Raw genomic sequence first — 23,320 nt, 5'->3', positions numbered from 1 at the left:
TCCGACGCCCTACCCCGCGGTTATGAACATCTGCCCGTCATCCTGAAAACAGGGATCACGGGCAATGATCAATTCTTGGCAAGCTTGTAAGATAAATCCCTTTCATTGACGATCAAAAGGACGTGGCATGCAGATTACCCAAGGGCAACGATTGCCCCTGTCGAGCATCATCCAAGGTGACCAACTGACGCTGTCCATCGCGATCAAGTCCCCCAATGTCATCGACTTCGTATGCTTTGGCCTTGATGCCAGCGGAAAATTGTCTGATGACCGTTACATGACCTTTTTTAATCAGCCTGCTACGCCCTGTAATAGCGTGACCCTGCTGAGCGGTGGCGATTTCAAATTGAACCTTGGGACGCTGCCCGCAACCATTGACCGTTTGGTTTTCACGGCATCGATCGATGGCAATGGCGCGATGAAGGACATCACGGCCAGCTTCTTCGCAATTCATCAGCTTGATGGCCATCAGCGTGCTACGTGCAACTTCTCGGGTGGAGACTTCGCAGGGGAAAAGGCAATCATGGTTGCCGACATCTATCGAAAGGACGGTGTATGGCGGCTCCAGTCCAACTTGCAAGGCTTCAATGACGGTCTGGATGCCCTGGTTCGCCACTTTGGCGGCGAGGTGGCTGAGCAAACTGCTGCGCCAGCGCCAGCACCAGGAGCCCCGCTCCCCTCATCCTCCAGGATTTCTTTTGAGAAAAAAATTGCTGCAGGTGCGCCTCTCCTGGTGAGCCTGGCCAAGAAAGCGCAGATCAGCCTGGAAAAGGTCAAACTCACGGAGCTGAAAGCGCGCGTAGCACTGGTGCTCGACGCCAGTGGCTCGATGAATGGCCAATACTCCCGAGGGAAAGTTCAAGAAGTCATCAATCGACTACTGCCTCTGGCGGTTGCATTCGACGACGATGGCGCGCTCGATTGCTGGGCGTTCGGGGCCAAGCCCTGCAAGCTGTCTGAAGTGAGCATGGCCAACTACTCGGACTACGTGAACAGCGAGGATGGCGGCTGGAAAAAATGGGGGGTCGGCCAGCGGATCAATGACGAACCCAAGGTTATTCGCCAGGTGATCGACTTCTACGCCAAATCTAGCGACAAGACTCCCGTCTACGTCCTGTTCATCAGCGATGGTGGGATCCATGAAGACCGCGCCATAACGAAGCTGATTACTGAGGCGGCCGCACTTCCCTGCTTCTGGCAGTTCGTGGGTGTCGGAGGGCGGAACTACGGGATCCTTGAGCGGTTAGACGATATGTCCGGAAGGACCATTGATAACTGCGGTTTCTTCGCACTGGATGACCTGAACGATATCTCTGAAGAGGAACTCTACGACAAGCTGATGGAAGAGTTCCCATCCTGGATCAAGGAAGCGACTGCGAAGGGCATTATTGCCTGAACGTCGCGGCGCTCGATGCGCATGGCAGTATTTTCGACCCGATAAACACATTTAAATAGAAGACGTTGCGCATCAGCGAACGCCCAGTACCTTGCTGAAGCGCTTTTCTCCCGGCGACAGCCAACGACTCTGAACCAACAATGGCGTAAGTGCGGCACCGGACTCTGCCCAGCCATCGATCTGCAGCCGCTGGCGGCCCACATCGGCTTCGACGTCAAACCGATGCACGCCGTCCAGTTGCAGGTCAGCCCGCAGCTTCAATCCGTCCCGGCATTCCAGCTGAATTCGGGTGGCGCCCAGGTTGATCATCCAGGGGGTCAGCAAGGTCAGGTGCGAACCGTTCAATGCCCCTTCACTGCTGCGACAGGTTCGACCCGAACCGCTGAGCTGCAATCCACCGTTCCACTGCCCGGCCAGGAGAAAGGCAGCCGTTGGCGTTGCCCTGACCGCGCCCGGCACTAACTGTGCCTGCCAGTCCCACGGCCAACCGTGGATTGATAAATCCCAGTTGCGCTGTTGAAACGCCACGCTCAGCCGGACTGCCCGTGCCCAGGGCTCAACCTTCCATGCCAACGGTCCCACGGCCCCCAACCGGGTCATCTGGCCGTCCCACAGACTTCCCGAGACTTCGCCTGGTTGCCAGTCTGGCGACCAGGCGAATTGCCGGACGACAAAAGCCGCCGGCAGATTGAGCAGCAGGGTAAGGACAAATACCAGCGTGCCCCAGACCATCGTGCGAATCATGGCGACCCCGTCGTACCAGCGACATCCAGGCTAAAAACATAACTTTGGGCGCCGCGCTTAAGGCTCCAGCGCAGCGGTCGACCACCCTGTTCCTGCAACGTACGCATCAACTGTGTCAGGGCCTGTGGTCGAGGCAGTTCGCCTTGCACCCGCCATACATCGCCCTGACGCTCGACCTGCGTCAGGACCAATTGACCCGTCACCGCCAGCGCCTGCCATTGCTCGTTGGAAAACACCACCGCTGGCGTCAGGTTTTGTACCTGTCGGGCCAGTGTCTGCCACTGGCGCGCATCCTGCCAGACAGCCCGCAGCGGCCGCGACAACAAGACCAGAGCCAGCATCAGAACCAGCACCCCACCGGCCAGCAGACAGTAGCGACGAACGGGTGGCAGCTCTTCGAAGCTGGCAATACTTTGACGTAACTGTTGTTTCATGGTTGCTCCCCCAGATCGAATACCGCCCCCTGCGGCTCGACCCGCAGCTCGGCGCCAACACTGAGGGCAATGGCTTGCCAATGTTGCGCGGGCAGAGGCCCTGGACCGCTGAGGCCCAGGGTCCACAAGCGACCATCGAAATCATTATTCGACACCGACCAGCCGGGCTCGCGCGCCAACCACTCGGAAACGGCCTGTTCCAGCATGACCACCTGCTGCTGACGTACACGCCAGTCGTCCTCGCGGCTCTTCAGTCGTGCTAAGGCTCCGCGGGCCTGCTCGATGGTTCTGCCGGGGCCCGCGACCGTCGCAACTTGCGCCTTCCAAACCTCAAGTTGCTGCCAGGTCTGCAACAGATACACCCCGCCCCAACTGACCACCAACAATGCGCACCCACCGAGTAAACGGCGTTGCAAGCGGGTCAGCGACGGGTATCGCAGGCTCCCTGACCGAGCGGGTCGAGGGCAGTCCAGCACGCTGGGTAAGTGCCCCAGCGGGGCCAGTCGTGAAGGCCAGGCCCCTTCGATATGCTCGGCAGGAACCTCGCGCCAGGCCGGGGGTAAGATCTGACCCAGGACGTCTGGCCACACGAGCCATTTGCGGGGTTGGGCACCACCACCCATTTTCAGACAGACCACCTGCTCACGCTGCCAACGCACGGCCTGTCCGGCTTCGGGCTGCGGCAACAACTGCATCTCGGCCCAGCCGTGGGTGATCAACAAGCCCAATTCGGCACACTCAGCCAGCCAGCGCTCGACCTTTTCGCGTTGCATCACCAGCAATTCGAGATGCCCGGTTTCGCGGGACAGGCAACTCACCAGCAAGCTCTCGACGGGCTGCTGTACATACTCTTCGAACAATTGCGGCCATTCATGGCGCTTGAGCCCGGGCGGTGCAGGCAAGCAGAAATGACTGCAATGCAACGCCGGAATGATCAATGCCGTGGGCAGATGCAGGCAGTCAGCCGGTGGCGGCCATGTGCCGCTCTGGCGTACCTGCTGCGCCGAGTAATGCAGCCATTGCCACGCCGCTTCGGGCATTGTCGACGGACGCACCAGCAACCACTCCCGCGACGGTAAGCGTGACCGCGACATCAGGCGCTCAAACATCCCTGGGCTCCGACTCATGGCTGCGTATCGGGTAAGGAAAAGGTACAGACATAAGGGGCTCCATGACGCGCGAACTCAAGTCGCACGCCTCGATTGGGCTGAGCGGCGACGGTGGAAGGAAACGCTAGCCAGCGCGTCCCCTGGTAGAAGCTGAAACGGGCCTGCTCGACTCCGTCAAGAGACTCGCGCAGCTCCCAGCGTGGGATATCAGCGGCATACAGATCAGCCGAGACCCACAGGTCCAGGCGCCGATCCCGAGCATCGAACGCCAGGCGCTGACGTTGCACCCGCGACGGCAATTCGGCGGACGGCCACGCTGCCAGCGCGACCCATTGCAGTTGTCCGGGAGAGGGTTGCCAATCGAACCAGGCAAAGTCCTGCGGCAAGCGCCGCTCATACAACTGACGCAAAACCAGACCGTCGAAACGACGTTCCAGGGATAGGCAAAACTCCAATACAGTCAATTCGTTTCCCGAGTCCTGCAAGCGCTCACGGACCGTCGCCCAGCCATTGACCAGCGACGCCAACAACACGCCCAGCACCGCCGTCAGTGCCATCGCCACCAGCAACTCAATCAGGGTCAGGCCCTGCTGCGCGCGCTTCAAGGCCGCACCAGAAACAGACTGAAATTACCCAACGGTTCGCGACGCTCAGGGTCAGCGAACAACGCCAGTTCACCTCGGCGCAAGCGATTGACCCCGGTGTTGCCTAGCTCTAACTGCCAGTGACAGGTGGACTGGCCCTGGCGCAGTTCACCGCGGACCTGATTGATCGCTGGCCAGTAACGCTCAACGCCAAAGCGGACTTCCAGCTCTCGCGCGCACAAATTGCCGAGTTGGTGGTGCTGAACCGCCTGATGCACGGCGATACGTTGGCGCAACATCTGGCTAAGCATAACCGCCATCAGCGCCGCAATGCCCAGGGCGACTGTCACTTCCAGCAAGGTGAAACCGCGTTGACGTTTCATGGCGGGCTCGTGATTTCCAGGGAGTTATCGGCACGCCATTGCCAACGCTGGCTACCTTGCGGCCAGTGCCAGGTCAGCGACACCGGCCCGGCCAACCCCGAGGGCGTGAACACCACCTGTGGTTCGCGGGTCACCGGCCAATCCGCCTGTAACTGTAGCGGCCATGGCACAGACCGCCATGGCTCAACCTGCCACACCGACTGACCGTTGATCACTTGCAAACGGACGAGCTCAGGCGTTCGGCCATTCCAGCGCAGCCCCAGCAACTGCCCGCCATGACGGGCCTGTGCGGCCTGAATCCGGACCTCACTGGCCAGTTGTTCGAGGGCCTGGAGTAATGGTGCTTGACCACCGTCAAGCCGGGCTACTACCAGCGTGCTGAACAGACCTACGATCAACACCACCACCAGCATTTCCAGGAGCGAAAAACCTTGTGAACGCACCATGCCTAGAGATTCCAGTTACCGATATCGGCGTCGGTGTCTTCGCCACCCTCCTGCCCGTCGGCCCCCAGGGAATAGATGTCGACGCGCCCATTCTGGCCCGGCGTACGGTAACGGTAGTCATTGCCCCAAGGGTCTTGCGGCAAACGCCGAATGTAACCGTCAGCCCGCCAGCTACGTGGCAGCGGGTCGACCTGCGGCTTGCTGGTCAGCGCTGGCAAACCTTGTTCTGAACTGGGGAAGCGCAGATTGTCGAGACGGTACATGTCCAAGGCCTGCTCCAGGGAAGACAGGTCGGCCAGGACTTTCTGGCGCATAGCCTTGTCCTGGCTCCCCAGTACGCTGGGAGCGACGACAGCGATCAGCAGGCCGATGATGAAAATCACCACCATGATTTCCATCAGGGTGAAACCGCGCTGACGACGCTTGAGCATTGGGTTATCGGGCATGGCATAGGTCTCCATTTCAGAAAGTAAGTCCCTGGTTGAGCTGCATGATCGGCAGCAGCACTGCCAGCACGATGAACAGCACCACGGCGCCCATCACTAGAATCATCAAGGGTTCGAACAATGCCATGAGCATGTCAACCTGGCGTACGAAGCCGCTCTCCTGGTTGTCCGCGACCCGTTCAAGCATGTCCGCCAAGGTGCCGCTGGCCTCGCCACTGGCGACCATATTCAACAGCATGGGTGGAAAGTGCCCCGTCGCGCTGAGAGCCCGGTGCAGGGTTACGCCACCCTCCACCTGCTCGCTTACAGATTCCAGGGCCTGGTGGATCTGGCGATTGCCCACCGTGGCGGTGGCGACCTGCAGCGATTCGAGCAACGGCACACCACTGCCCAGCAAAATTGCCAGGCTGCGCGACACCCGTGCGCTCTCCAGCACCGACAACAGCAAGCCGATCTTCGGTAGACGCAACGCCAGCCCGTCCCGCCGCAAGCGCCACAGCGGCTTGCGCAGCAACAGGCCGGCGCCGGTGCCGAGCAGCAGCCCCAGGCCCAACAGCCAAGGGCCGAACATCACCAGGGCCTCGCTGGTGCCAATCAATAGCCGAGTGATTAACGGCAGGCTCTGCCCGGTATGGCTGAATTGCTCGGTCAACTTGGGCACCACAAAGGTCATCAGGCCGATCACCACGGCCATCGACACCAGGATCAGCACACAGGGATAAATCAACGCGGTACGGGCCTTGTGGCGTTGCCGCTGGACTTGTTCCAGGTGTTCGGCCAGGCGTTCGAGCACCGGGGCGAGTTTGCCGGAGCGCTCCCCGGCCTCCACCAGTGCGCAGTACAGCGTGTTGAACTGCCCGCCCTGGCGACGCAGGCTTTGAGCCAGGCTGAGACCCTCACCCAGAGCACCGCGCACGGCGACTAACAAGTTGCGAATCGCCGGCTCCGTAAGCTGCCGTTCGAGGGTTGCCAGGGCGTCTACCAAGGGAATGCCGGCACTCAACAATGTGGCCAGTTGGCGGGTCAACTCACACAGCTGCCCATGATTCAAACGCTGGCCGCGTCCGCTGGGCGACGTCCCGCGCTGCTCCTGTAGGTCGCGTGCGAAGAGGCCCTGCTCGCGCAGCAACTGGCGGGCATGGCGTTCACTTTCTGCCTGGATGTTGGCCTTGCGCCGACGGCCAGCCAAGTCCAGTGCCTGGTAGCGATAAGTCGGCATCAGTCACGTACCGCCCGCAGCACTTGCTCAAGGCTGGTTTCGCCTCGGCGCAGGCACTCGGTGGCCATGGCGCTGAGGCTTTGACGCTTGTCCGCCAGGTACTCATGCATAGCCGCCTCCGTTGCGCCTTCGTACAACAAGCTGATCAGCCCGGCATCCAGGGTGATGAATTCATAGAGCCCGATGCGCCCGTTGTAGCCGCTGCCCTGACAGTCTTCGCAGCCCTGGGCATGAAAGTTCTGGCTGAGAGTGGCCAGCTCCGGCCACAGTTGATGCTCGGCGGCCTGCAAGGGTTGCGGCTGTGCACAATGACACAGGCGTCGGACCAGCCGCTGAGCCATGACGCCCTTGAGGCTGGAAGCGATCAGGAACGGTTCGACACCCATATCACGCAGCCGCGTGACCGCGCCCACCGCACTGTTGGTGTGCAACGTAGAGAGCACCAGGTGCCCGGTCAAACTCGCCTGCACTGCGATCTGTGCAGTTTCGCGGTCGCGGATTTCGCCGAGCATGATCACGTCCGGGTCCTGGCGCAGGATGGCGCGCAAACCACTGGCGAAAGTCATGCCGGCCCGTGGATTGATCGCCGTCTGGCCGATGCCGGTGATCGCGTACTCCACCGGATCTTCGACGGTGAGAATGTTGCACGAACCATCATTGAGCGTATTGAGGCTGGCGTAGAGCGTGGTGGTCTTGCCGGACCCCGTCGGCCCGGTGCTCAGCAGGATACCGTTGGGTCGCGACAGGCACGCACGCAGCGCCTGTTCGACTGAGGCAGGCATGCCCAGGTTGGCGAGATTCAGCAGGTTCGCCTGTTTGTCCAGCACCCGCATCACCACTCGTTCACCATAAATGCCCGGCAGGGTTGAGACCCGCACATCCACTTCGCGTGCGCCCGAGCGCAGGGTGATGCGACCATCCTGTGGCTGGCGCTTTTCGGCGATATCCAGGCGTGCCATGACTTTGATCCGCGACACCAGCATCGCCGACAGCGCCCGCGGTGGCCGCAGCACTTCACGCAGCTGGCCGTCGACCCGCAAGCGCACCACCAGGCTTTGCTCGAAGGTTTCGATGTGAATGTCCGAGGCCCGCAGACGTAAGGCCTCGCCGAACAAGCCGTTGATCAAACGAATCACCGGCGCTTCGTTATCACTCTCCAACAAATCCTCGATGCGCGGCAATTCGCTGATCAGGCTGTCGAGATCAACTTGCTCGCCGATCCCCTCGATCAAGGCCGCAGTAGCCGACTCACCGGCCTGGTACAGCCCGCCCAGACGCAGTTCGAACTGCACTGCGTCGAGGTGCTCGACCGCCGATGGCACACCGTGAGCCCGCAGAACCTCCTGCAAGGCTGCGGTATCAACATCCTCGCGCAGCAACAACACCCATTCTTCAACGCCCGGCACTCGCGCGAGCCCGGCCTGCCGCGCCAGGCGATAGGGTAACAACGTACTCACCATGCGCCACCGTCCAGACGTTCGCGGCTGGGCGGGAACAACTGCAGCAGCGTGTTGCTGTCGGAAATGGCCGGTAATGCCAGCTGCGAATGAGCCTTTAAGTTGCGGTACTTTTCGCTACTCAACTGCGCCAGTGTCTCGCCGTCACGCATGATGCGCGGGCGGATGAACACCATCAGGTTCTGCTTGGTGCGCTCACCGGAGGTAGAACGGAACAACCGTCCAATGACTGGAAGATCGCCGAGCCAGGGTACACGGTGGTCACCGGACCTGGACTCTTCGCCGATCAGCCCGCCAAGTATCACCAGCCCGTTGTCTTCGACCATGACCTTGGTCCTGATCTCACGCTTGTTGGTGATCACATCACTGGCTGAGGTGTTGTCGGCAATCGATGATACTTCCTGGACGATATCCAGGCGTACGGTGTTATCAATATTGATCTGCGGCTTGATCCGCAACTTGATCCCGACCTCCTTGCGCTCGATGGTCTGGTACGGGTTGGCGTTGTCCACGGTCACCGAGCCCGTAACAAAGGGCACTTCCTGACCGACCAGGATCGACGCCTCGGCGTTGTCCAGGGTTAGCAAGGTTGGTGTCGACAGCAGATTGAAGCCGCTTTCGCTTTTCAGCGCGTTGAGCAGCGCCATGAAGTTCAGCCCACCACCCCTCAGGTTGCCGATACCCGCCGTCATGCCGGGTACATCGGACAGCAACTTGCCGAGCCCGGCAATGTCATTGTTTGCTACCGCCGCCGCGACGCCAGTGACACTGGCACCGCTGCCCGGAAAGTTGATGGCGCCACCGCCGATCTTGTCACCCATGAACATCCATTGCACGCCCAGCTCCTGGGCGCGGGTATCGGATATTTCCGCAATGATCGCCTCGACCACCACTTGGGCGCGGCGGATATCCAGTTGATCAACAATCGCGCGATAAGCCGCGATTTCACTGTCGGGTCCGATCATCACCACCGCGTTAGTGCCCTCCTCATACTCCATGCGGATACCCGAGGAGTTGACCGGCAGCGACTTGCTTTCGCCCTCTCCGGCAGGTGCACCGGCTGGCGTATTCTGGCTCAGGCCACGCAGGACCTTGACCACTTCCGCAGCATTGGCATGGCGCAGGTAGATCACCACGGTGTTGGAGCTGCGCAGCGAATCCTGCGGCTGATCCAGTTGTTTGAGGAGTGTGCGTACCCGTTCGCGGCTATCGGCACTGCCACGCACCAGCAACGCGTTGCTGCGCGGGTCGGCGATCACCTGGGCGCTGTCGGCCCCCTGTTCGCGGGCCAGCAGGCGGGTTATCAGCTGTGCGGTGTCATTGGCACTGGCGTTTTTCAACGCCAGCACTTCCAGCGGCTCCTGGCTGACCTGATCAAGTTGCAACAGCAGGCTGTCGATGCGGTCCAGATTGCTGCGCCAGTCGGTGATCACCAGCAGATTCGCTGAGGGATAAGGTGTGATCACTCCCACCCGGGGATCGATCAGTGGTTTGAGAATGTTGAGCATCTGCTCGCTGGCCGCATTACGCACACTGAAGACCCGCGTGGCCATGCCATCGTTGCCTGCGCCATCCTGACGCGAGGATTCCACAGGCACCGGCTCAAGCCGCGCGACTTGATCCGGAACGATTTTCACGCTGCCATTGGGCAGGTCGACCGCGGCGAACCCTTGGGCACGCAGTTGGGCCAGAAAAATGTCGTAGATTTCTTCGCTACCGAGCATTTCGATACTGCGCACGGTGACCTTGCCCTTGACCCGCGGATCAACGATGAAGGTGGTGCTAGTAATACGCGAGACACTCTCGATGAACTCGGTCAGCTCGGTATCGATGAAGTTCACCTCATACAACGGCTGCTCGTCTTCGGCGCTGGCCGAGGTGAAGCTCAGTGTCAGGCACAATGCCGTCAGTCCCAGGCATTTTCTGATCAATTGCATAGTGTCTTCATTCCTGGCGCTTGAGGCCGATCACCGGCCGTTGCGACGGCCACGGCAATCGCTCGCGCTGTCCGTGATTGTCAAAAATCAGCCCGTGCCTATCCATGTCCTGCAACACGATGCCGGGGGCCAGACGCTGACCCAGGGTCAGCGTCTGCTCTTGTTGTCCGTAGCGCAGTACCACCACTGTGGCGCGTACCTGGTGGGCTTTTAGCCCGCCGAGGTAGTCGATCTTCAGTGTGGTCAATGGCAGTTCATCGCTGGGCGCCTTGCGCACCGTCCAATGACTGCTCAATAGGTCAGGGACCGGTGCCGGGGGCGCAGGATCGGGCACCGTTTGCGCAGCGCCGTGCCAGATCAGCAACACACAACGTGCCGCCAGCCAAGCCATCAGGGTCACCAACGCGAGAGTGATCAGCCCGCCACTCCTGCTCAACCGACCACACTCAACGGATGCCAACCTGGATGCCCCTGCACATAACGCACGTCGGGCAGTTGCAAGGGGGCCAACTGCCATCCGGGCGGGCGCTCGCGCAACCAGCCTTCGAGGTGTTGCCAGAGTGGTTGCCCCGCGTCGGCGGCAAAACCCAGGCCGAAGGTGCGGCAGGTTCCGACGGGGTCACTGAATTCGCTAATGCGCTTGCCGCTGGGGCTGTACATGACTTTCCAGGGCTGCCCGAACCAGCGCGGCAGATCCTGGCTGTTGTCGAGCAACAACGGCTCGCCGAACAGTTGTTCGGCACCGTTCTCCAGTACCTGCCGGACCTGACTAGCCGGCACGTCGACCACCGGCGCCGGATAGCTGGCGGTTAAGCTGATCAGGTGCTCACGGGTGATCGTCTGGCCGCGCAACAACGGGCTGTCATAACGCAAGCCGGGTAACAGCACCGCGCTGTCGGGCTGTTGGGCCAGGGCCTGGTGCAACAGGCGATCCCAACTGCCACCACGCACGTCGCGCCGCCAGAGATTTTCCGGTGCCTGCGCCAATGGTTGGTCCAGCCAGGCGGCATGAGCAGCACGCTGTTGTTGCAGACGTTGCTGCAGACGCTGAGCGTGCACTTGACCGGAAGTGTCCAGGGCGCTGCTCAGCGCCGGATAAAAACGCGCATTAAAGCGCCACTGTCCGGCCACTGCCTGGCAGCGAATCTGAAACGCTCCGCTCGCCCGTGTTCCGGGGAAAATCACCGGAACTCGTTTGCCCGATGCTTGCAGAGCCTCTACCGGCTGTGGCCACAGATCCTGGCCGCGAGCACAGAGCATCAAGTCGATTTCAGGCAACCGTTCGGCCAGCCAGAAGCCTGGGCCAGTGCCGACGTCAGCCAGGGCGATCACCAACTCGGCATCCTTCCTTGCCTGGGTCAAGGCCGGCTGCAGGCTTTGCCGCCAGAGCTTCAGGCTTGCCTGTTGATCACGGGCATAAGGGTCGGTAATCCCCACCACCGCGATGCGAATGTTACCGCGACGAAAGAAAGTCACTGCGGGTGTGATCAAGTCTTGCGCGGTCTTTACTGCCAGCCCACCCCCCAGTACTGGGTGACCGAATTGGCGGTAAAGCCCTTGGCATTGATCTGGCCAGAGCAAGCGCTCATCGCTGCTGACCCGCACTTCGGTGCCCAATAGCTCGCTGCCCTGAACGCCGGAGAGTCCGCGGGTCAGGTAGGCCAGGCCGCTGCCGTTCCAACACTGACCGTTTTCCAGGGTGAGGCTATTGTCTGGACCGGCCTGCTCGCGCAAGCGTTGCAGCAATGCGCCGAGCACGGCATAACCGCCGGTCTCGATACCGTCATTCATACGGGCATCGAGCAGACCGTCGAGGCTGCTGCCATCAACTTGGCGAAAGCGGGCATTGGTACCGGTAATCCACGGCGCCTGGCCGATCCGCGTGGCGGGCCCCAGGCGTGTCGCCGGGACTACCGGGCGACCGGGTAGTCGCGCATCGAGGGTATCGGCGACATACAACAGGTCGAGCGGCTGACTATCCGTCGGGGCGCCTGTGGACGACAGGCTTGAGCAGCCTGACAGCCACGGTGCCAATGCCCCTGCAGTCATCCATCCCAACACGTTGCGCCGTGCCATTAAATCCATTTTGGTCTTGCCCCTCAGACTAACTCTTCACAGGGGCGGCATAGTGGAGCGCAATTAATGACAGTTTGATGGCGTTTTTTTAACAGCCCTGAAATATGCCAGCCTGTAACAAAAAGAAATATTAATTAGGGTTTAAATTCCTTTTTTAACAAAACCGCCAAAGAATCATCACACTTCGCTTTTACAGTCCCGGTTCCTTTCAAAACCAATCGTACATAAAAAGGACCTGATGAGATGAGTCGAGACACCGGCGATAACCAGAACCGCAACCTGAGCGCCAACGAGCCGATGGAGTCGGTACTCAGTACTTTCCTGAGCCGTCGCAGTGTCGTCCGCGGAGGTCTCGGTGCGGCCATTGCCATGATTGCCGGTACCGGCCTGACAGGCTGCTTCGACAGCGATGACGACAGCAATAGCGACCCAGTCAAACCTGTCGACCCGACGCCTACCCTGAAGCTGGGCTTCAATTCGATCCCGGGTTCGCGCACTGACGCGTGTACTGTCGCGGCCGGTTACAGCGCCTACGTACTGGCACCATGGGGTACGCCACTGAACAACAGCGCCAACGCCTGGAAAAACGACGGCACCAACACCTCCGAAGATCAGGCCAACTCGATGGGCATGCACCACGACGGCATGCACTTCTTTCCTATCAACGGCAGTTCCACCGATGGTCTGATCGCCATCAACTTTGAATACATCGACCCGAGTTCCCTACACCCCGCCGGCCCCACCATCCCAGGTGGCGTTCGGCCAGCCGAAGAGGTGCGCAAGGAAATCAACGCCCACGGTGCTGGCGTGATGCGCGTCAGTGTCATCAATGGTCGCTGGCAGGTGGTAGAGAACGATCCCCTGAACCGTCGCTTCACCAGTGCCACAGTCATGGACCTGTCCGGCCCGCTCAAAGGTAGCGAGCATGTCAAGACCAAGTTCTCCACAACCGGCACCCAGACCCGCGGCACCAACAACAATTGCGGCAACGGCTACACCCCGTGGGGCACCTACCTGACCTGCGAGGAAAACTGGCCAGGGATTTTCGTCAACAAAAGCGGTGCGCTGCCTGCAGACCAGGTGCGGATCGGTATCTCCACCACCAAAGGCAACTACAGCTGGGAGACGGCCGCTGGCCACTCAAGCGAGGTGAATGATGAGTTTACCCGTTTCAACATCACTCCAGGTCCCACACTCACAGCAATTGACGACTACCGCAACGAAGCCAGCACCTATGGCTATATCGTCGAGATCGACCCCTACAACGCCAGCACCCGCGCCGTAAAACGTACCGCCTTGGGCCGTTTCCGTCACGAAGGCTGCTGGCCGGGCCTGACCACTGCCGGCAAACCGGTGGTGTTCTACAGCGGCGACGACTCGCAAAACGAATACCTGTACAAGTTCGTCTCGACTGCACTGTGGGATCCGGCCGATGCTAACCCCAGTGATCGTCTGGCCACCGGCGCCAAGTACATGGACAACGGTAAGCTTTATGTCGCCCGCTTCAACGCCGATGGCAGCGGTAACTGGTTGCTGCTCGACGTCGCCACCGTCACCACCGACGGCAGTACCCTAGGTGCAAAATTCACCGACCTGCCGGGAATCATCCTCAACACCCGCGGTGCCGCCGACGCCCTCGGCGCGACACCGATGGACCGCCCGGAATGGACTTCGGTCAACCCGCTCAACGGTGACGTCTACCTGACACTGACCAACAACACCAGCCGAACCGTCGCCAACGCCGCCAACCCGCGGGTCAAAAACAAGCATGGGCACATCATCCGCTGGCATGACGCCGATGATCATGTGTCGTTCACGTGGGACATTTTCGTCTTCGGTGCCAACGCCGCCGGCGCACCAGATCTCAACCGTTCAGGCCTGACCGAACTGAACCAGTTCGCCAGCCCCGACGGCATGACATTCGACAGCCGAGGCATCATGTGGATTCAGACCGACAATGGCGAGAAAACCATCACCGACTACACCAACGACCAAATGCTCGCGGTGATTCCGACTAACCTGCTCGACGCTCAGGGCAAACAGTTACCGATCAGTGCTCAGAACCAGAGCGATCTGCGCCGCTTCTTCGTTGGGCCTAATGGTGCTGAAGTGACCGGAGTGACCTTCACCCCAGACAACAAGACGGTGTTCATCAACATTCAACACCCGGAAAACTGGCCGTCGAACGACGTGGCCACCGACGTGACAATTGGCACCGTGCGCCCACGATCTTCGACGGTGGTGATCCAGCGTAATGATGGTGGTGAACTGGCAGTCTAAGGATTGACGCTCAAGCAGCAGATGCCCCGAACTTTTCGGGGCTTTTCAGTTGACTACAACGGCAAAGGCTCGCGGGAACGCACCAACATCGCCTGGGCCGGAACTTGGCTATGCCACTTCACCACGCCTTGCGCCTCGACCCGGTACTGGCTGCGAAACACCTGACCATCCAGATCAATCTCCAGTTGCAACAGGAAATGATCGCCATTGAGCTGTAATCGCTCACTCAACCGCTCGAAAGTCTGGTCATCCACCGCGCCCAAGGCTTGGCGCAAATCACTGGCATCTCGATAACCGCTGGCTGGGCGGCCGCTGACCAGACGCGTCAGTAACGAGCGTGATACCTCTCCTTCATACAGCGCGTCCAACAGCGGCAGTGCCTCCAGGCCAAGCACATTGACGTTAAGGCGCCAGCCAGATGTTTGCGCTACGGTGCAAAGTGCCGGGTTGCGTTGGGCCCTGCCAGCATCGATAGGCAACAGAAGATTCATTTCACTGATGTCGCGCATTAACTGGTTGGCCGCCAGGCGCGGCGGCTTTTGCCGCAGGTACTCGTTGCTTTCCGCGCCTTGCTGACGCGTCTGTTGATCAGTGTCGAGCCAGTCAGTCAGGGTCTGCGTCAATTGTTCGGCCGCCATGTCAGCACCGAGTAAATGCACCAGTTGGCGTTGAGCACGTTCAGCTTCAGCTCCGACCAAAGCGTTAACGTTGAAACACGTGTGTAGATCGCGAATACGGATGCTTGCCTTGCCGCCTCTGAAGTCGTAATTCAGCGGCTGCCCACGCATCGCTTGCCAGAACAACGGGCTGAGCCGCCACAGCGGGTCCTTGAGGGCCTGTTCGGTGAAGGCCAGCGCAGCACGCTCTATCGCCCGCGCCTGCACCCGTTGTTGCACGAGCCGCACGCTGTCGACCTGCTGGCGTCCTTGCTGAACCATCCAAGCCATGCCGCCCGCCAGCATCGCCAGAGCCATCAGCACCATCAACAGTGCTGCCCCCTGTTGCCGATTTTTATTCATGTAATCCGCCATACCCTCGAAGCCAGACGACAGTCAACACCAGCGATGTTTCAAGCAAGTGGCAGGCCCACACAAATCCCCTCCAACCGTCACCGCCGCGTCACAAATCCTGGGCAAGATGGGCCTTTATATGTCGACTCAATGGCTTGGAGCGTTTACATGGGCGGTATCGGAATTTGGCAATTGGTGATCGTGCTATTGATCGTGATGATGCTGTTTGGAACCAAACGGCTGAAAGGGCTAGGCTCGGATGTCGGCGAGGCAATCAAGAGCTTCCGCTCCTCAATGGGCAACGACCCTGCAACCCCGAAAGAAGCGGCACAAAATAGCCTGGCCCCTGACACGGCACATACCCAGCCCACGCAAAACAAATCCTGATGTTCGATATCGGCTTCAGTGAGCTGCTGCTGATCAGTCTCGTTGCACTTCTGGTGCTTGGCCCTGAACGCCTGCCGGTCGCCGCGCGCAACGCTGGCCGGTGGATAGGCCAGGCGAAACGGGCAATGAACTCGATCAAAACACAAATGGTCCAGGAACTGGATGCCGAACAACTGCGGCAAGAGTTCGACAGCCAACCACTGCGTCAACTCGAACAGTGTCTGCGTGAGGGCATCCAACTTGAGCCCACTGTGGCGGCGAACACCGACACCCCTGCACTTGCAGCCCCTGGACACTCCACACCATGAGCGAAACGCCCTCCTCTGACCGACCTCAATCGGTAATCGGCCTACTTACCCAATTGCGCTCGCGCCTGCTGCGCTGCGTACTCGCCATTGCCCTGGTGTTCGCCGCACTGTTTCCATTTTCCCAGACGCTCTACACCTTCGTCTCCGATCCGCTGCGCGACTATCTCCCCGAAGGCGCGACAATGATCGCTACCGGCGTGACCTCCCCATTCCTCGCACCGCTCAAGCTGACCTTGATGATTGCCTTGTTTATCAGCATGCCAGCGCTGCTGCATCAGGTCTGGGGCATGATCGCTCCGGCGGTTTATCGCCAGCAACGGCGGATCGGCGCATGGCTGCTGAGCGCCAGTGTCATGTTGTTTTATGGCGGCATGGCCTTCGCGTTTTTCCTGGTCTTCCCGATGATGTTCAGCTTCTTCACCAGCGTCACGCCCGACGGCGTCGCAATGATGACCGACATCGGCCTGTACCTGGACTTCATCCTTGCGCTGCTATTGGCGTTCGGCCTGGCGTTCCAGATCCCGGTCGCCACTTTCCTTTTGGTCTGGGCCAAGGTGACAGACGTGCAGACCCTGAGAAAGAGCCGTCCGTACGTGATCGTCGGCTGCTTTGTCGTCGGTATGCTACTGACTCCTCCTGACGTGTTCTCGCAAACCATGCTGGCGGTGCCAATGTGGGTGCTGTTCGAACTGGGATTGCTGGCCAGCGGCTCGGTTGCGGGACGTCAGGGGCGCTCGCTGGCGCAAAAAGTGGCATAGCGAGACCGCTGACGCGACAACCACCTTGAAAAACGCCGGGGCTGAGTTCAGGGTCTGAGTCGAGCAACGCGAGCCGGTCGCAGGGAGCCTTGTGGAAACGGCCCCGAGGGCGTCATGTGACCCGAAGGTCGTCGGTACGGGCTTCGACCGTCATAGGCGCCCGAAAGCGCTTGAGCCGCAACGCATTACCGAGCACGAAGATACTGGAGAGCGCCATCGCGGCCGCGGCGAATATCGGCGAAAGCAACGTGCCGTTCACCGGGTAGAGCGCGCCCGCCGCGACCGGGATCAGCACCGCGTTGTAGGCGAAGGCCCAGAACAGGTTCTGCTTGATGTTGCGGATCGTCGCATGGCTGAGCGCGATGGCATTCGGCACGCCACGCAGGTCGCCCGACATCAGCACCACGTCAGCCGCCTCGATCGCCACATCGGTTCCCGTGCCGATGGCGAGCCCAACGTCGGCTTCGGCGAGCGCCGGGGCGTCGTTGATGCCGTCGCCCACGAAGGCGACCTTCGCGCCATTGATCCGGAACTTCTTCAGCGCCTCGACCTTGCCGTCGGGCAACACCTCGGCTGCGACTTCATCGATGCCGAGCTGCTTGGCGATCGCCGTGGCTGTAGCCGCATTGTCGCCGGTGATCATCACGACCTTGAGTCCGAGCGCGTGCAGCGCCCTGATCGCCTCGGGCGTCGTCTCCCTGATCGGGTCAGCGACTGCGATCACCGCCGCCAAGCGGCCGTCGATCGCGGCATAGAGCGGGCTTTTGCCTTGCTCGCCGAGACGCTGGGCCGTCGACAGGAAGCTCGCCACATCAAGACCGAGCTGCGTCATGAAGCGGTCCGCGCCGACGGCGACGGTCCGGCCAGCGACCTTGGCCGACACACCGTAGCCCGGTGTTGCATCGAAGCTCTCGATGGGTGCGAGGGTGATGTCCCGCTGCTTTGCGGCCATGACGATGGCTTCGGCGATCGGGTGCTCGGAGCGGGTCTCGACCGCCGCAACGAGCGCCAGCACTTCGTTGTATTCAAAACCTTCGGCGGGAACCAGGTCGGTTAGTTCGGGGCGCCCTTTGGTCAGCGTGCCGGTTTTGTCGAGCGCGATAACGCTCACATCCCGCAGCGCCTGCAGGGCTTCGCCCTTGCGAAAGAGCACGCCGAGCTCGGCCGCGCGGCCCGTACCGACCATGATCGAGGTTGGCGTGGCCAGCCCCATGGCGCACGGGCAGGCAATAATAAGAACCGCGACCGCATTAACCAGCGCGAAGGTCAGCGCCGGGGTCGGACCGAAGATCAGCCAGACCAGGAAGGTCGCCGTGGCCGCCGCCATCACCGCTGGCACAAACCACAGGGTCACCTTGTCGACCAGCGCCTGGATCGGCAGCTTGGAACCCTGCGCTTGCTCGACCAGGCGGATGATCTGCGCGAGCACCGTATTCGCGCCAATCTTGGTGACGCGAAAGCTGAAAGCGCCCGTCTTGTTGATCGTGCCGCCGATGACTTCGGCGCCCACCCCTTTCGACACGGGCACGGGCTCGCCGCTGATCATGCTCTCGTCAACATAAGAGGCGCCCTCGATGACCTCGCCGTCGACTGCAACTTTCTCGCCCGGACGAACCTGCACGATGTCACCGGTTGTCACCTGATCAAGCGCAATCTCGACAGCCTCGCCGTTGCGCTCAACGCGCGCGGTCTTGGCCTGAAGGCCAACGAGCCGCTTGATCGCCTGCGAGGTGCGCCCCTTGGCACGCGCCTCCAGCGTACGGCCGAGCAGGATCAAGGTAACGATGACCGCGGCGGCTTCGAAATAGACGTTGGCGGTGCCCTGCGGTAGCACTTCGGGGACGAAGGTTGCGACGATCGAGTAGCCGTAAGCCGCCGCCGTGCCGACCGAGACCAGCGAGTTCATATCGGGAGCACCGCGCAGCAACGCTGGCACGCCCTTGCGGAAGAACCGCAGACCCGGACCGAACAGGACAAGGGTGGTAAACGCGAACTGTCCATACCAGTTCGTCTGCTCACCCAGGACCGCCATCACCCAATGATGCATGGCAGGGATAAGGTGCGAGCCCATCTCAAGGATGAAGACTGGCAAGGTGAGGATGGCGGCAATCAACATGGAGCGCTGCAGCGCCCGCGCCTCGCTGTCACGACGTTTGGTGTCCTGATCGCCTTCATTCGGCGTTTCGGCGGACAAGCGGCGGGCCTTGTAACCGGCCTGTTTGACCGCCGCTTCAAGGTCAGCCGTGGAAACAACTCCGGCAAGGTGGCGCACCTGTGCGCGCTCGGTCGCCAGGTTGACATTGGCTTCAAGCACGCCCGGGACTTTGGCGAGCGCCTTCTCAACCCGACCCACACACGACGCGCAGGTCATGTCTTCGATCGCAAGCTCAGTGGTCTCTTCGTGCACGGAGTAGCCGGCGCTCTCAATGGCGCGGACAGCTGCCTGCGGGTCGGCCATGCCGGTGAAGGTGATGTCGGCGCGTTCGGTGGCCAGATTGACTGCAGCCGTTTGCACTCCAGGGACTGTTTTCAGCGCGCGCTCGACACGGCCAACGCACGATGCGCATGTCATGCCTTCCACCGGCAGGCTCAGACGAGTGTCCAGGGACTTGGATGGATTGGAGCCTTGTGGGTGGGAAACGGAAGCCATTGAACTACCCCTTGAATGTTGCGGTTGAAGAAAGCCTAAAGCTTCCCGATGTAGGAAGGTCAAGGCCTTTGGGTAATTTGGAGGGTGTAATTTGTTTCGCCAAGCCCACGTTCGCAACCTTTGGCTCCGCCCCAGGGTCGCGGGCCCTTCGCCCAGCCTTGCCGTCAGTCCTGCGCTCAGTTGATACTCTGCCCCTCGCGTTCTCACACAGTGATCCCAATGGCAAACCACGATCTCAGCTTCACCCCCGACCCTGACGCCGATTCCATTTCCAGCGACGTCATCGGTTTCAACGGCATTCTGGTCTCCACGCAGATCCCCACCCGCGCCGACGGCAGCCTGGAACTGGGCGACATTACCCTGCAAAGCGAATGCACCCTGCAAGCCCTCAAGGTTGCTCTTGAGCGCGCCGGCAGCTCCATCGACCGGGTTATGCACCTGACCATCTACCTCACTGACATGGCCGACCGCGCCGCCTTCAATGAAGTCTACAAACGCTTCTTCGCCAAACCCTGGCCGGTCCGCGCCGCGATTGGCGTTGCAGCGCTGGCAGTCGAAGGCATGCGTGTGGAAGTCACCGCGATGGCGGCCAAGGCCTGATGTGAGATGCCGGTCAGGCATTTCACGGCTACAATGCGTCCCTCGACCGTGACAAGCCTGACTAAAAAAATATGTCCTTACCCAAGCATCACCTGGAGCTGCTCAGCCCTGCCCGCGATGTGGCCATTGCCCGCGAAGCCATCCTGCATGGCGCCGATGCCGTGTACATCGGTGGCCCAAGTTTCGGCGCGCGCCATAACGCCAGCAACGACGTAAGCGATATCGCCCAGTTGGTGGAGTTCGCCCGTCGTTACCACGCGCGGGTATTCACCACCCTCAATACGATCCTGCACGACAACGAGCTGGAGCCAGCACGCAAGCTGATCCACCAGTTGTACGATGCCGGCGTTGACGCGTTGATCGTCCAGGACCTGGGCGTGATGGAGCTGGACATCCCTCCCATCGAGCTGCACGCCAGCACCCAGACTGACATCCGTACCCTGGCGCGGGCGAAGTTTCTCGACCAGGCTGGGTTCTCCCAACTGGTACTGGCTCGCGAGCTGAATCTTCAAGAGATCCGCGCCATCGCCAGCGAGACTGATGCGGCGGTCGAATTTTTCATCCACGGCGCGCTGTGTGTGGCGTTCTCCGGCCAGTGCAATATCTCCCACGCGCAGAACGGGCGTAGTGCCAACCGTGGCGATTGCTCCCAGGCGTGCCGTCTGCCTTACACCCTCAAGGATGACCAGGGTCGCGTGGTTGCCTTTGAAAAACACCTGCTGTCGATGAAAGACAACAACCAGAGCGCCAACCTGCGCGACCTGGTAGATGCCGGCGTGCGCTCGTTCAAGATCGAGGGTCGCTACAAGGACATGGGTTATGTGAAGAACATCACCGCTTATTACCGCCAGCGCCTGGACGAAATCCTTGAAGACCGCCCAGACCTGGCCCGCGCTTCCAGCGGCCGTACCGCGCACTTCTTCGTGCCCGATCCGGAAAAGACCTTCCACCGTGGCAGCACCGACTACTTCGTCAGCGATCGCAAGATCGACATCGGCGCCTTCGACACCCCAACCTTCACCGGGCTGCCGGTGGGTGTGGTGGAAAAAGTCGGCAAGCGTGACCTGCAGGTAATTACCCACGAGCCGCTGTCCAATGGCGATGGCCTCAATGTGCTGGTCAAGCGTGAAGTCGTCGGCTTTCGCGCCAACATCGCCGAGCCCAAGGGTGAGTTTGAAGAAGACGGCGCCAAGCGCTACCGCTATCGCGTCGAGCCCAACGAGATGCCGGGCGGGCTGTACAACCTCAAACCCAACCACCCGTTGAACCGCAACCTGGACCATAACTGGCAGCAGGCCCTGCTCAAGACGTCTGCTGAGCGCCGGATCGGGCTTTGCTGGGTCGCTCGCTTGCGTGAAGACCGCCTGGAACTGATAGCCACCAGCGAAGAAGGCATCAGCGTCAGCGTCACCCTGCCCGGCCCATTTGGTATTGCCAACAAGCCGGAACAGGCGCTGGAGCAACTGCACGACCTGCTTGGCCAGTTGGGTACCACCCAGTACCACGCCACCGCCATCGAGCTGGATGCACCGCAGGCCTGGTTCATTCCCAACTCGCAGCTCAAGGCCTTGCGCCGTGAAGTCATCGAAGCGCTGACGGCTGCCCGTATCAACGCCCACCCTCGGGGCGGGCGCAAAGCCGAGACCACGCCACCACCGGTGTACCCGGAGGCGCACCTGTCGTTCCTCGCCAATGTCTACAACCAGAAGGCCCGCGATTTCTATCACCGTCACGGCGTCAAACTGATCGACGCAGCCTACGAGGCCCACGAGGAAACCGGCGAGGTGCCGGTGATGATCACCAAGCATTGCCTGCGTTTCTCGTTCAACCTCTGCCCCAAGCAGGCCAAAGGCGTTACAGGCGTGCGCACCAAAGTCGCGCCAATGCAGTTGGTGCATGGTGATGAGGTGCTGACACTGAAGTTCGACTGCAAGCCGTGCGAAATGCACGTGATGGGCAAGATCAAGGGGCATATCCTTGGCCTGCCGCTACCGGGCAGCAGCGTGCAACAGGTCGTCGGCCATATCAGCCCAGCCGACCTGCTCAAGACCATCCCTCGCGCTCCACACTGAGCAAGAAGGCGAGCACGCCGCCACGGTGCCGTGCTCGCCCATCTTCACAGTTGCAGCGCAACTTTGGACCGCCACCACCAGCCCCGCTGCAACCCCGCCGCAGCCAACAGAATCGCGGCCACGCCAAGCCATTGCGTCCATCCCAAACGATGGCCAAAGGCGATCCAGTCGACAAAAATCGCGGCGATGGGGTAGATAAAGGACAGCGCACCGGTGAGTGCGGTGGGTAACTTCTGGATCGCACCATAGAGCAACACGTACATCAAACCGGTATGCACCACGCCCAGTGCCAGCAATGCCGCCCAGGAATCCAGTGAAGCGGACACGCTCTGCCACTGCATCAATGGCGCCAGCAGCAAAGCCCCGGTGGTCACTTGAATCAAGGCCATCAGATGCGGCGGAACATCCTTCAGGCGTTTGATAATCAGCGCCGCAACTGCATACAGAAACGCGGCGCCTATCGCCAGCGCCACACCGACCAGGTAGTCCTCGCCATTGCTCTGCTGATCCCCATGAGCGGTGACGATCGCCAACATGCCCAGGAACGCTACGCCCAGCCAGACCAGCTTCGGCACGGTGATTTTTTCACCCAGGAACACCGCCGCAAGCATCACTAGCATAAAGGGCTGGACGTTATAGACCGCCGTACTGATGGCAATTGAAGCCTTGGCGTAGGAGGCAAACAGCAGCAACCAATTGCCGACGATGGCCACCCCGCTGAGCATGGCCAACGCGAGTGTCGAGTATCTCAGCAGGTCAAGACGCAGATAACCCAGCACCCCGCAGACCGCCACCAGGGTCAAGGCGCCGATCACACAGCGCCAGAACACCACCTCGATCACCGGCACGCCTGCCGCCAGTACGAACCAGCCGATAGTGCCGGAAATCAGCATGGCGCCAACCATTTCCCACGACCCGCGACGTATGGATTTGTCCATGACTCTGCTCCTCAAGTGAGGCTCAATTATGGCAAGCTGAACGTCACCGGCTCCAGAACCTAAAAAAGGCGAAAAACCATTTCTAC

Annotated in this window: 22 protein-coding genes; 7 read left to right on the top strand and 15 right to left on the bottom strand. The window is 60.7% G+C overall.

The window, feature by feature from the left end; translation table 11 throughout:
* Window positions 1–127: 127 nt before the first annotated feature.
* Complete coding sequence (locus ACZRKZ_RS05855) at window positions 128–1,396, top strand: VWA domain-containing protein (RefSeq protein WP_463981009.1); 1,269 nt, start codon at window positions 128–130, stop codon at window positions 1,394–1,396.
* Between the two features lie 72 nt (window positions 1,397–1,468).
* Here ACZRKZ_RS05855 and ACZRKZ_RS05850 read toward each other — a convergent pair whose 3' ends face one another.
* The 12 genes from ACZRKZ_RS05850 to ACZRKZ_RS05795 are packed head-to-tail and all read right to left on the bottom strand — an operon-like array spanning window position 1,469 to window position 12,240.
* The gene (locus tag ACZRKZ_RS05850) at window positions 1,469–2,140 is read right to left on the bottom strand and encodes a hypothetical protein (RefSeq protein ID WP_463981008.1); all 672 of its coding nucleotides are present in this window, start codon (window positions 2,138–2,140) and stop codon (window positions 1,469–1,471) included.
* A complete protein-coding gene (gene gspM / locus ACZRKZ_RS05845; protein ID WP_463981007.1) occupies window positions 2,137–2,574 on the bottom strand; it encodes a type II secretion system protein GspM in 438 nt (145 codons plus the stop codon). Before gspM ends, ACZRKZ_RS05850 begins: the two co-directional genes overlap by 4 nt.
* Window positions 2,571–3,683 (bottom strand): type II secretion system protein GspL, encoded by a 1,113-nt coding sequence (locus ACZRKZ_RS05840; RefSeq protein WP_463981006.1) that lies wholly within the window; start codon window positions 3,681–3,683, stop codon window positions 2,571–2,573. Before ACZRKZ_RS05840 ends, gspM begins: the two co-directional genes overlap by 4 nt.
* 14 nt (window positions 3,684–3,697) lie before the next feature.
* Window positions 3,698–4,288, bottom strand: a complete 591-nt coding sequence (locus tag ACZRKZ_RS05835; RefSeq protein ID WP_463981005.1) for a PulJ/GspJ family protein — start codon at window positions 4,286–4,288, stop codon at window positions 3,698–3,700.
* Window positions 4,285–4,650 carry a type II secretion system protein gene (locus ACZRKZ_RS05830; protein ID WP_463981004.1) on the bottom strand — a complete coding sequence of 122 codons (366 nt, stop codon included), beginning with the start codon at window positions 4,648–4,650 and terminating at the stop codon, window positions 4,285–4,287. The genes ACZRKZ_RS05835 and ACZRKZ_RS05830 overlap by 4 nt, the downstream gene beginning before the upstream one ends.
* On the bottom strand, window positions 4,647–5,096 hold the full coding sequence (gene gspH / locus ACZRKZ_RS05825) for a type II secretion system minor pseudopilin GspH (RefSeq protein WP_463981003.1): 450 nt from the start codon (window positions 5,094–5,096) through the stop codon (window positions 4,647–4,649). The genes ACZRKZ_RS05830 and gspH overlap by 4 nt, the downstream gene beginning before the upstream one ends.
* A gap of 2 nt (window positions 5,097–5,098) precedes the next feature.
* A complete protein-coding gene (gene gspG, locus ACZRKZ_RS05820; protein WP_463981002.1) occupies window positions 5,099–5,542 on the bottom strand; it encodes a type II secretion system major pseudopilin GspG in 444 nt (147 codons plus the stop codon).
* Between the two features lie 16 nt (window positions 5,543–5,558).
* A complete protein-coding gene (gene gspF, locus ACZRKZ_RS05815; RefSeq protein WP_463981001.1) occupies window positions 5,559–6,761 on the bottom strand; it encodes a type II secretion system inner membrane protein GspF in 1,203 nt (400 codons plus the stop codon).
* Window positions 6,761–8,209 carry a GspE/PulE family protein gene (locus ACZRKZ_RS05810; RefSeq protein WP_463981454.1) on the bottom strand — a complete coding sequence of 483 codons (1,449 nt, stop codon included), beginning with the start codon at window positions 8,207–8,209 and terminating at the stop codon, window positions 6,761–6,763. Before ACZRKZ_RS05810 ends, gspF begins: the two co-directional genes overlap by 1 nt.
* Before the next feature lie 5 nt (window positions 8,210–8,214).
* Window positions 8,215–10,155 carry a type II secretion system secretin GspD gene (gene gspD, locus ACZRKZ_RS05805; RefSeq protein ID WP_463981000.1) on the bottom strand — a complete coding sequence of 647 codons (1,941 nt, stop codon included), beginning with the start codon at window positions 10,153–10,155 and terminating at the stop codon, window positions 8,215–8,217.
* A 7-nt stretch (window positions 10,156–10,162) separates the two neighbouring features.
* The gene (locus ACZRKZ_RS05800) at window positions 10,163–10,546 is read right to left on the bottom strand and encodes a pilus assembly protein PilZ (RefSeq protein WP_463980999.1); all 384 of its coding nucleotides are present in this window, start codon (window positions 10,544–10,546) and stop codon (window positions 10,163–10,165) included.
* A 41-nt stretch (window positions 10,547–10,587) separates the two neighbouring features.
* Window positions 10,588–12,240 (bottom strand): bifunctional UDP-sugar hydrolase/5'-nucleotidase, encoded by a 1,653-nt coding sequence (locus tag ACZRKZ_RS05795; protein ID WP_463980998.1) that lies wholly within the window; start codon window positions 12,238–12,240, stop codon window positions 10,588–10,590.
* A 234-nt stretch (window positions 12,241–12,474) separates the two neighbouring features.
* On the opposite strand from ACZRKZ_RS05795, the gene ACZRKZ_RS05790 reads away from it, so the two are divergent.
* Complete coding sequence (locus ACZRKZ_RS05790) at window positions 12,475–14,511, top strand: PhoX family protein (protein ID WP_463980997.1); 2,037 nt, start codon at window positions 12,475–12,477, stop codon at window positions 14,509–14,511.
* A 53-nt stretch (window positions 14,512–14,564) separates the two neighbouring features.
* On the opposite strand, the gene gspK is transcribed toward ACZRKZ_RS05790, so the two are convergent.
* Window positions 14,565–15,530 (bottom strand): type II secretion system minor pseudopilin GspK, encoded by a 966-nt coding sequence (gene gspK, locus ACZRKZ_RS05785; protein WP_463970068.1) that lies wholly within the window; start codon window positions 15,528–15,530, stop codon window positions 14,565–14,567.
* 159 nt (window positions 15,531–15,689) lie between these two features.
* Between gspK and tatA the strand changes: the two genes are divergently transcribed.
* The 3 genes from tatA to tatC are packed head-to-tail and all read left to right on the top strand — an operon-like array spanning window position 15,690 to window position 16,974.
* A complete protein-coding gene (gene tatA, locus ACZRKZ_RS05780) occupies window positions 15,690–15,908 on the top strand; it encodes a twin-arginine translocase TatA/TatE family subunit (protein WP_463980996.1) in 219 nt (72 codons plus the stop codon).
* A complete protein-coding gene (gene tatB / locus ACZRKZ_RS05775) occupies window positions 15,908–16,216 on the top strand; it encodes a Sec-independent protein translocase protein TatB (protein WP_463970066.1) in 309 nt (102 codons plus the stop codon). The genes tatA and tatB overlap by 1 nt, the downstream gene beginning before the upstream one ends.
* Window positions 16,213–16,974 carry a twin-arginine translocase subunit TatC gene (gene tatC, locus ACZRKZ_RS05770; RefSeq protein ID WP_463980995.1) on the top strand — a complete coding sequence of 254 codons (762 nt, stop codon included), beginning with the start codon at window positions 16,213–16,215 and terminating at the stop codon, window positions 16,972–16,974. Before tatB ends, tatC begins: the two co-directional genes overlap by 4 nt.
* A gap of 112 nt (window positions 16,975–17,086) precedes the next feature.
* Here the strand turns inward: tatC and ACZRKZ_RS05765 are convergent, their stop codons facing one another.
* Window positions 17,087–19,624, bottom strand: coding sequence for a heavy metal translocating P-type ATPase (locus ACZRKZ_RS05765; protein WP_463980994.1), 2,538 nt, complete (start codon window positions 19,622–19,624; stop codon window positions 17,087–17,089).
* 219 nt (window positions 19,625–19,843) lie between these two features.
* Between ACZRKZ_RS05765 and ACZRKZ_RS05760 the strand changes: the two genes are divergently transcribed.
* On the top strand, window positions 19,844–20,224 hold the full coding sequence (locus tag ACZRKZ_RS05760) for a RidA family protein (RefSeq protein WP_463980993.1): 381 nt from the start codon (window positions 19,844–19,846) through the stop codon (window positions 20,222–20,224).
* Window positions 20,225–20,295: 71 nt separating this feature from the next.
* Window positions 20,296–22,296 (top strand): peptidase U32 family protein, encoded by a 2,001-nt coding sequence (locus tag ACZRKZ_RS05755; protein ID WP_463980992.1) that lies wholly within the window; start codon window positions 20,296–20,298, stop codon window positions 22,294–22,296.
* Between the two features lie 44 nt (window positions 22,297–22,340).
* Here ACZRKZ_RS05755 and ACZRKZ_RS05750 read toward each other — a convergent pair whose 3' ends face one another.
* A complete protein-coding gene (locus ACZRKZ_RS05750; protein WP_463980991.1) occupies window positions 22,341–23,234 on the bottom strand; it encodes a DMT family transporter in 894 nt (297 codons plus the stop codon).
* Window positions 23,235–23,320 lie beyond the last annotated feature (86 nt).

The sequence above is a fragment of the Pseudomonas sp. c313 genome (genome assembly GCF_055407145.1).
This window is presented reverse-complemented; position numbering and strand designations above follow the sequence as displayed.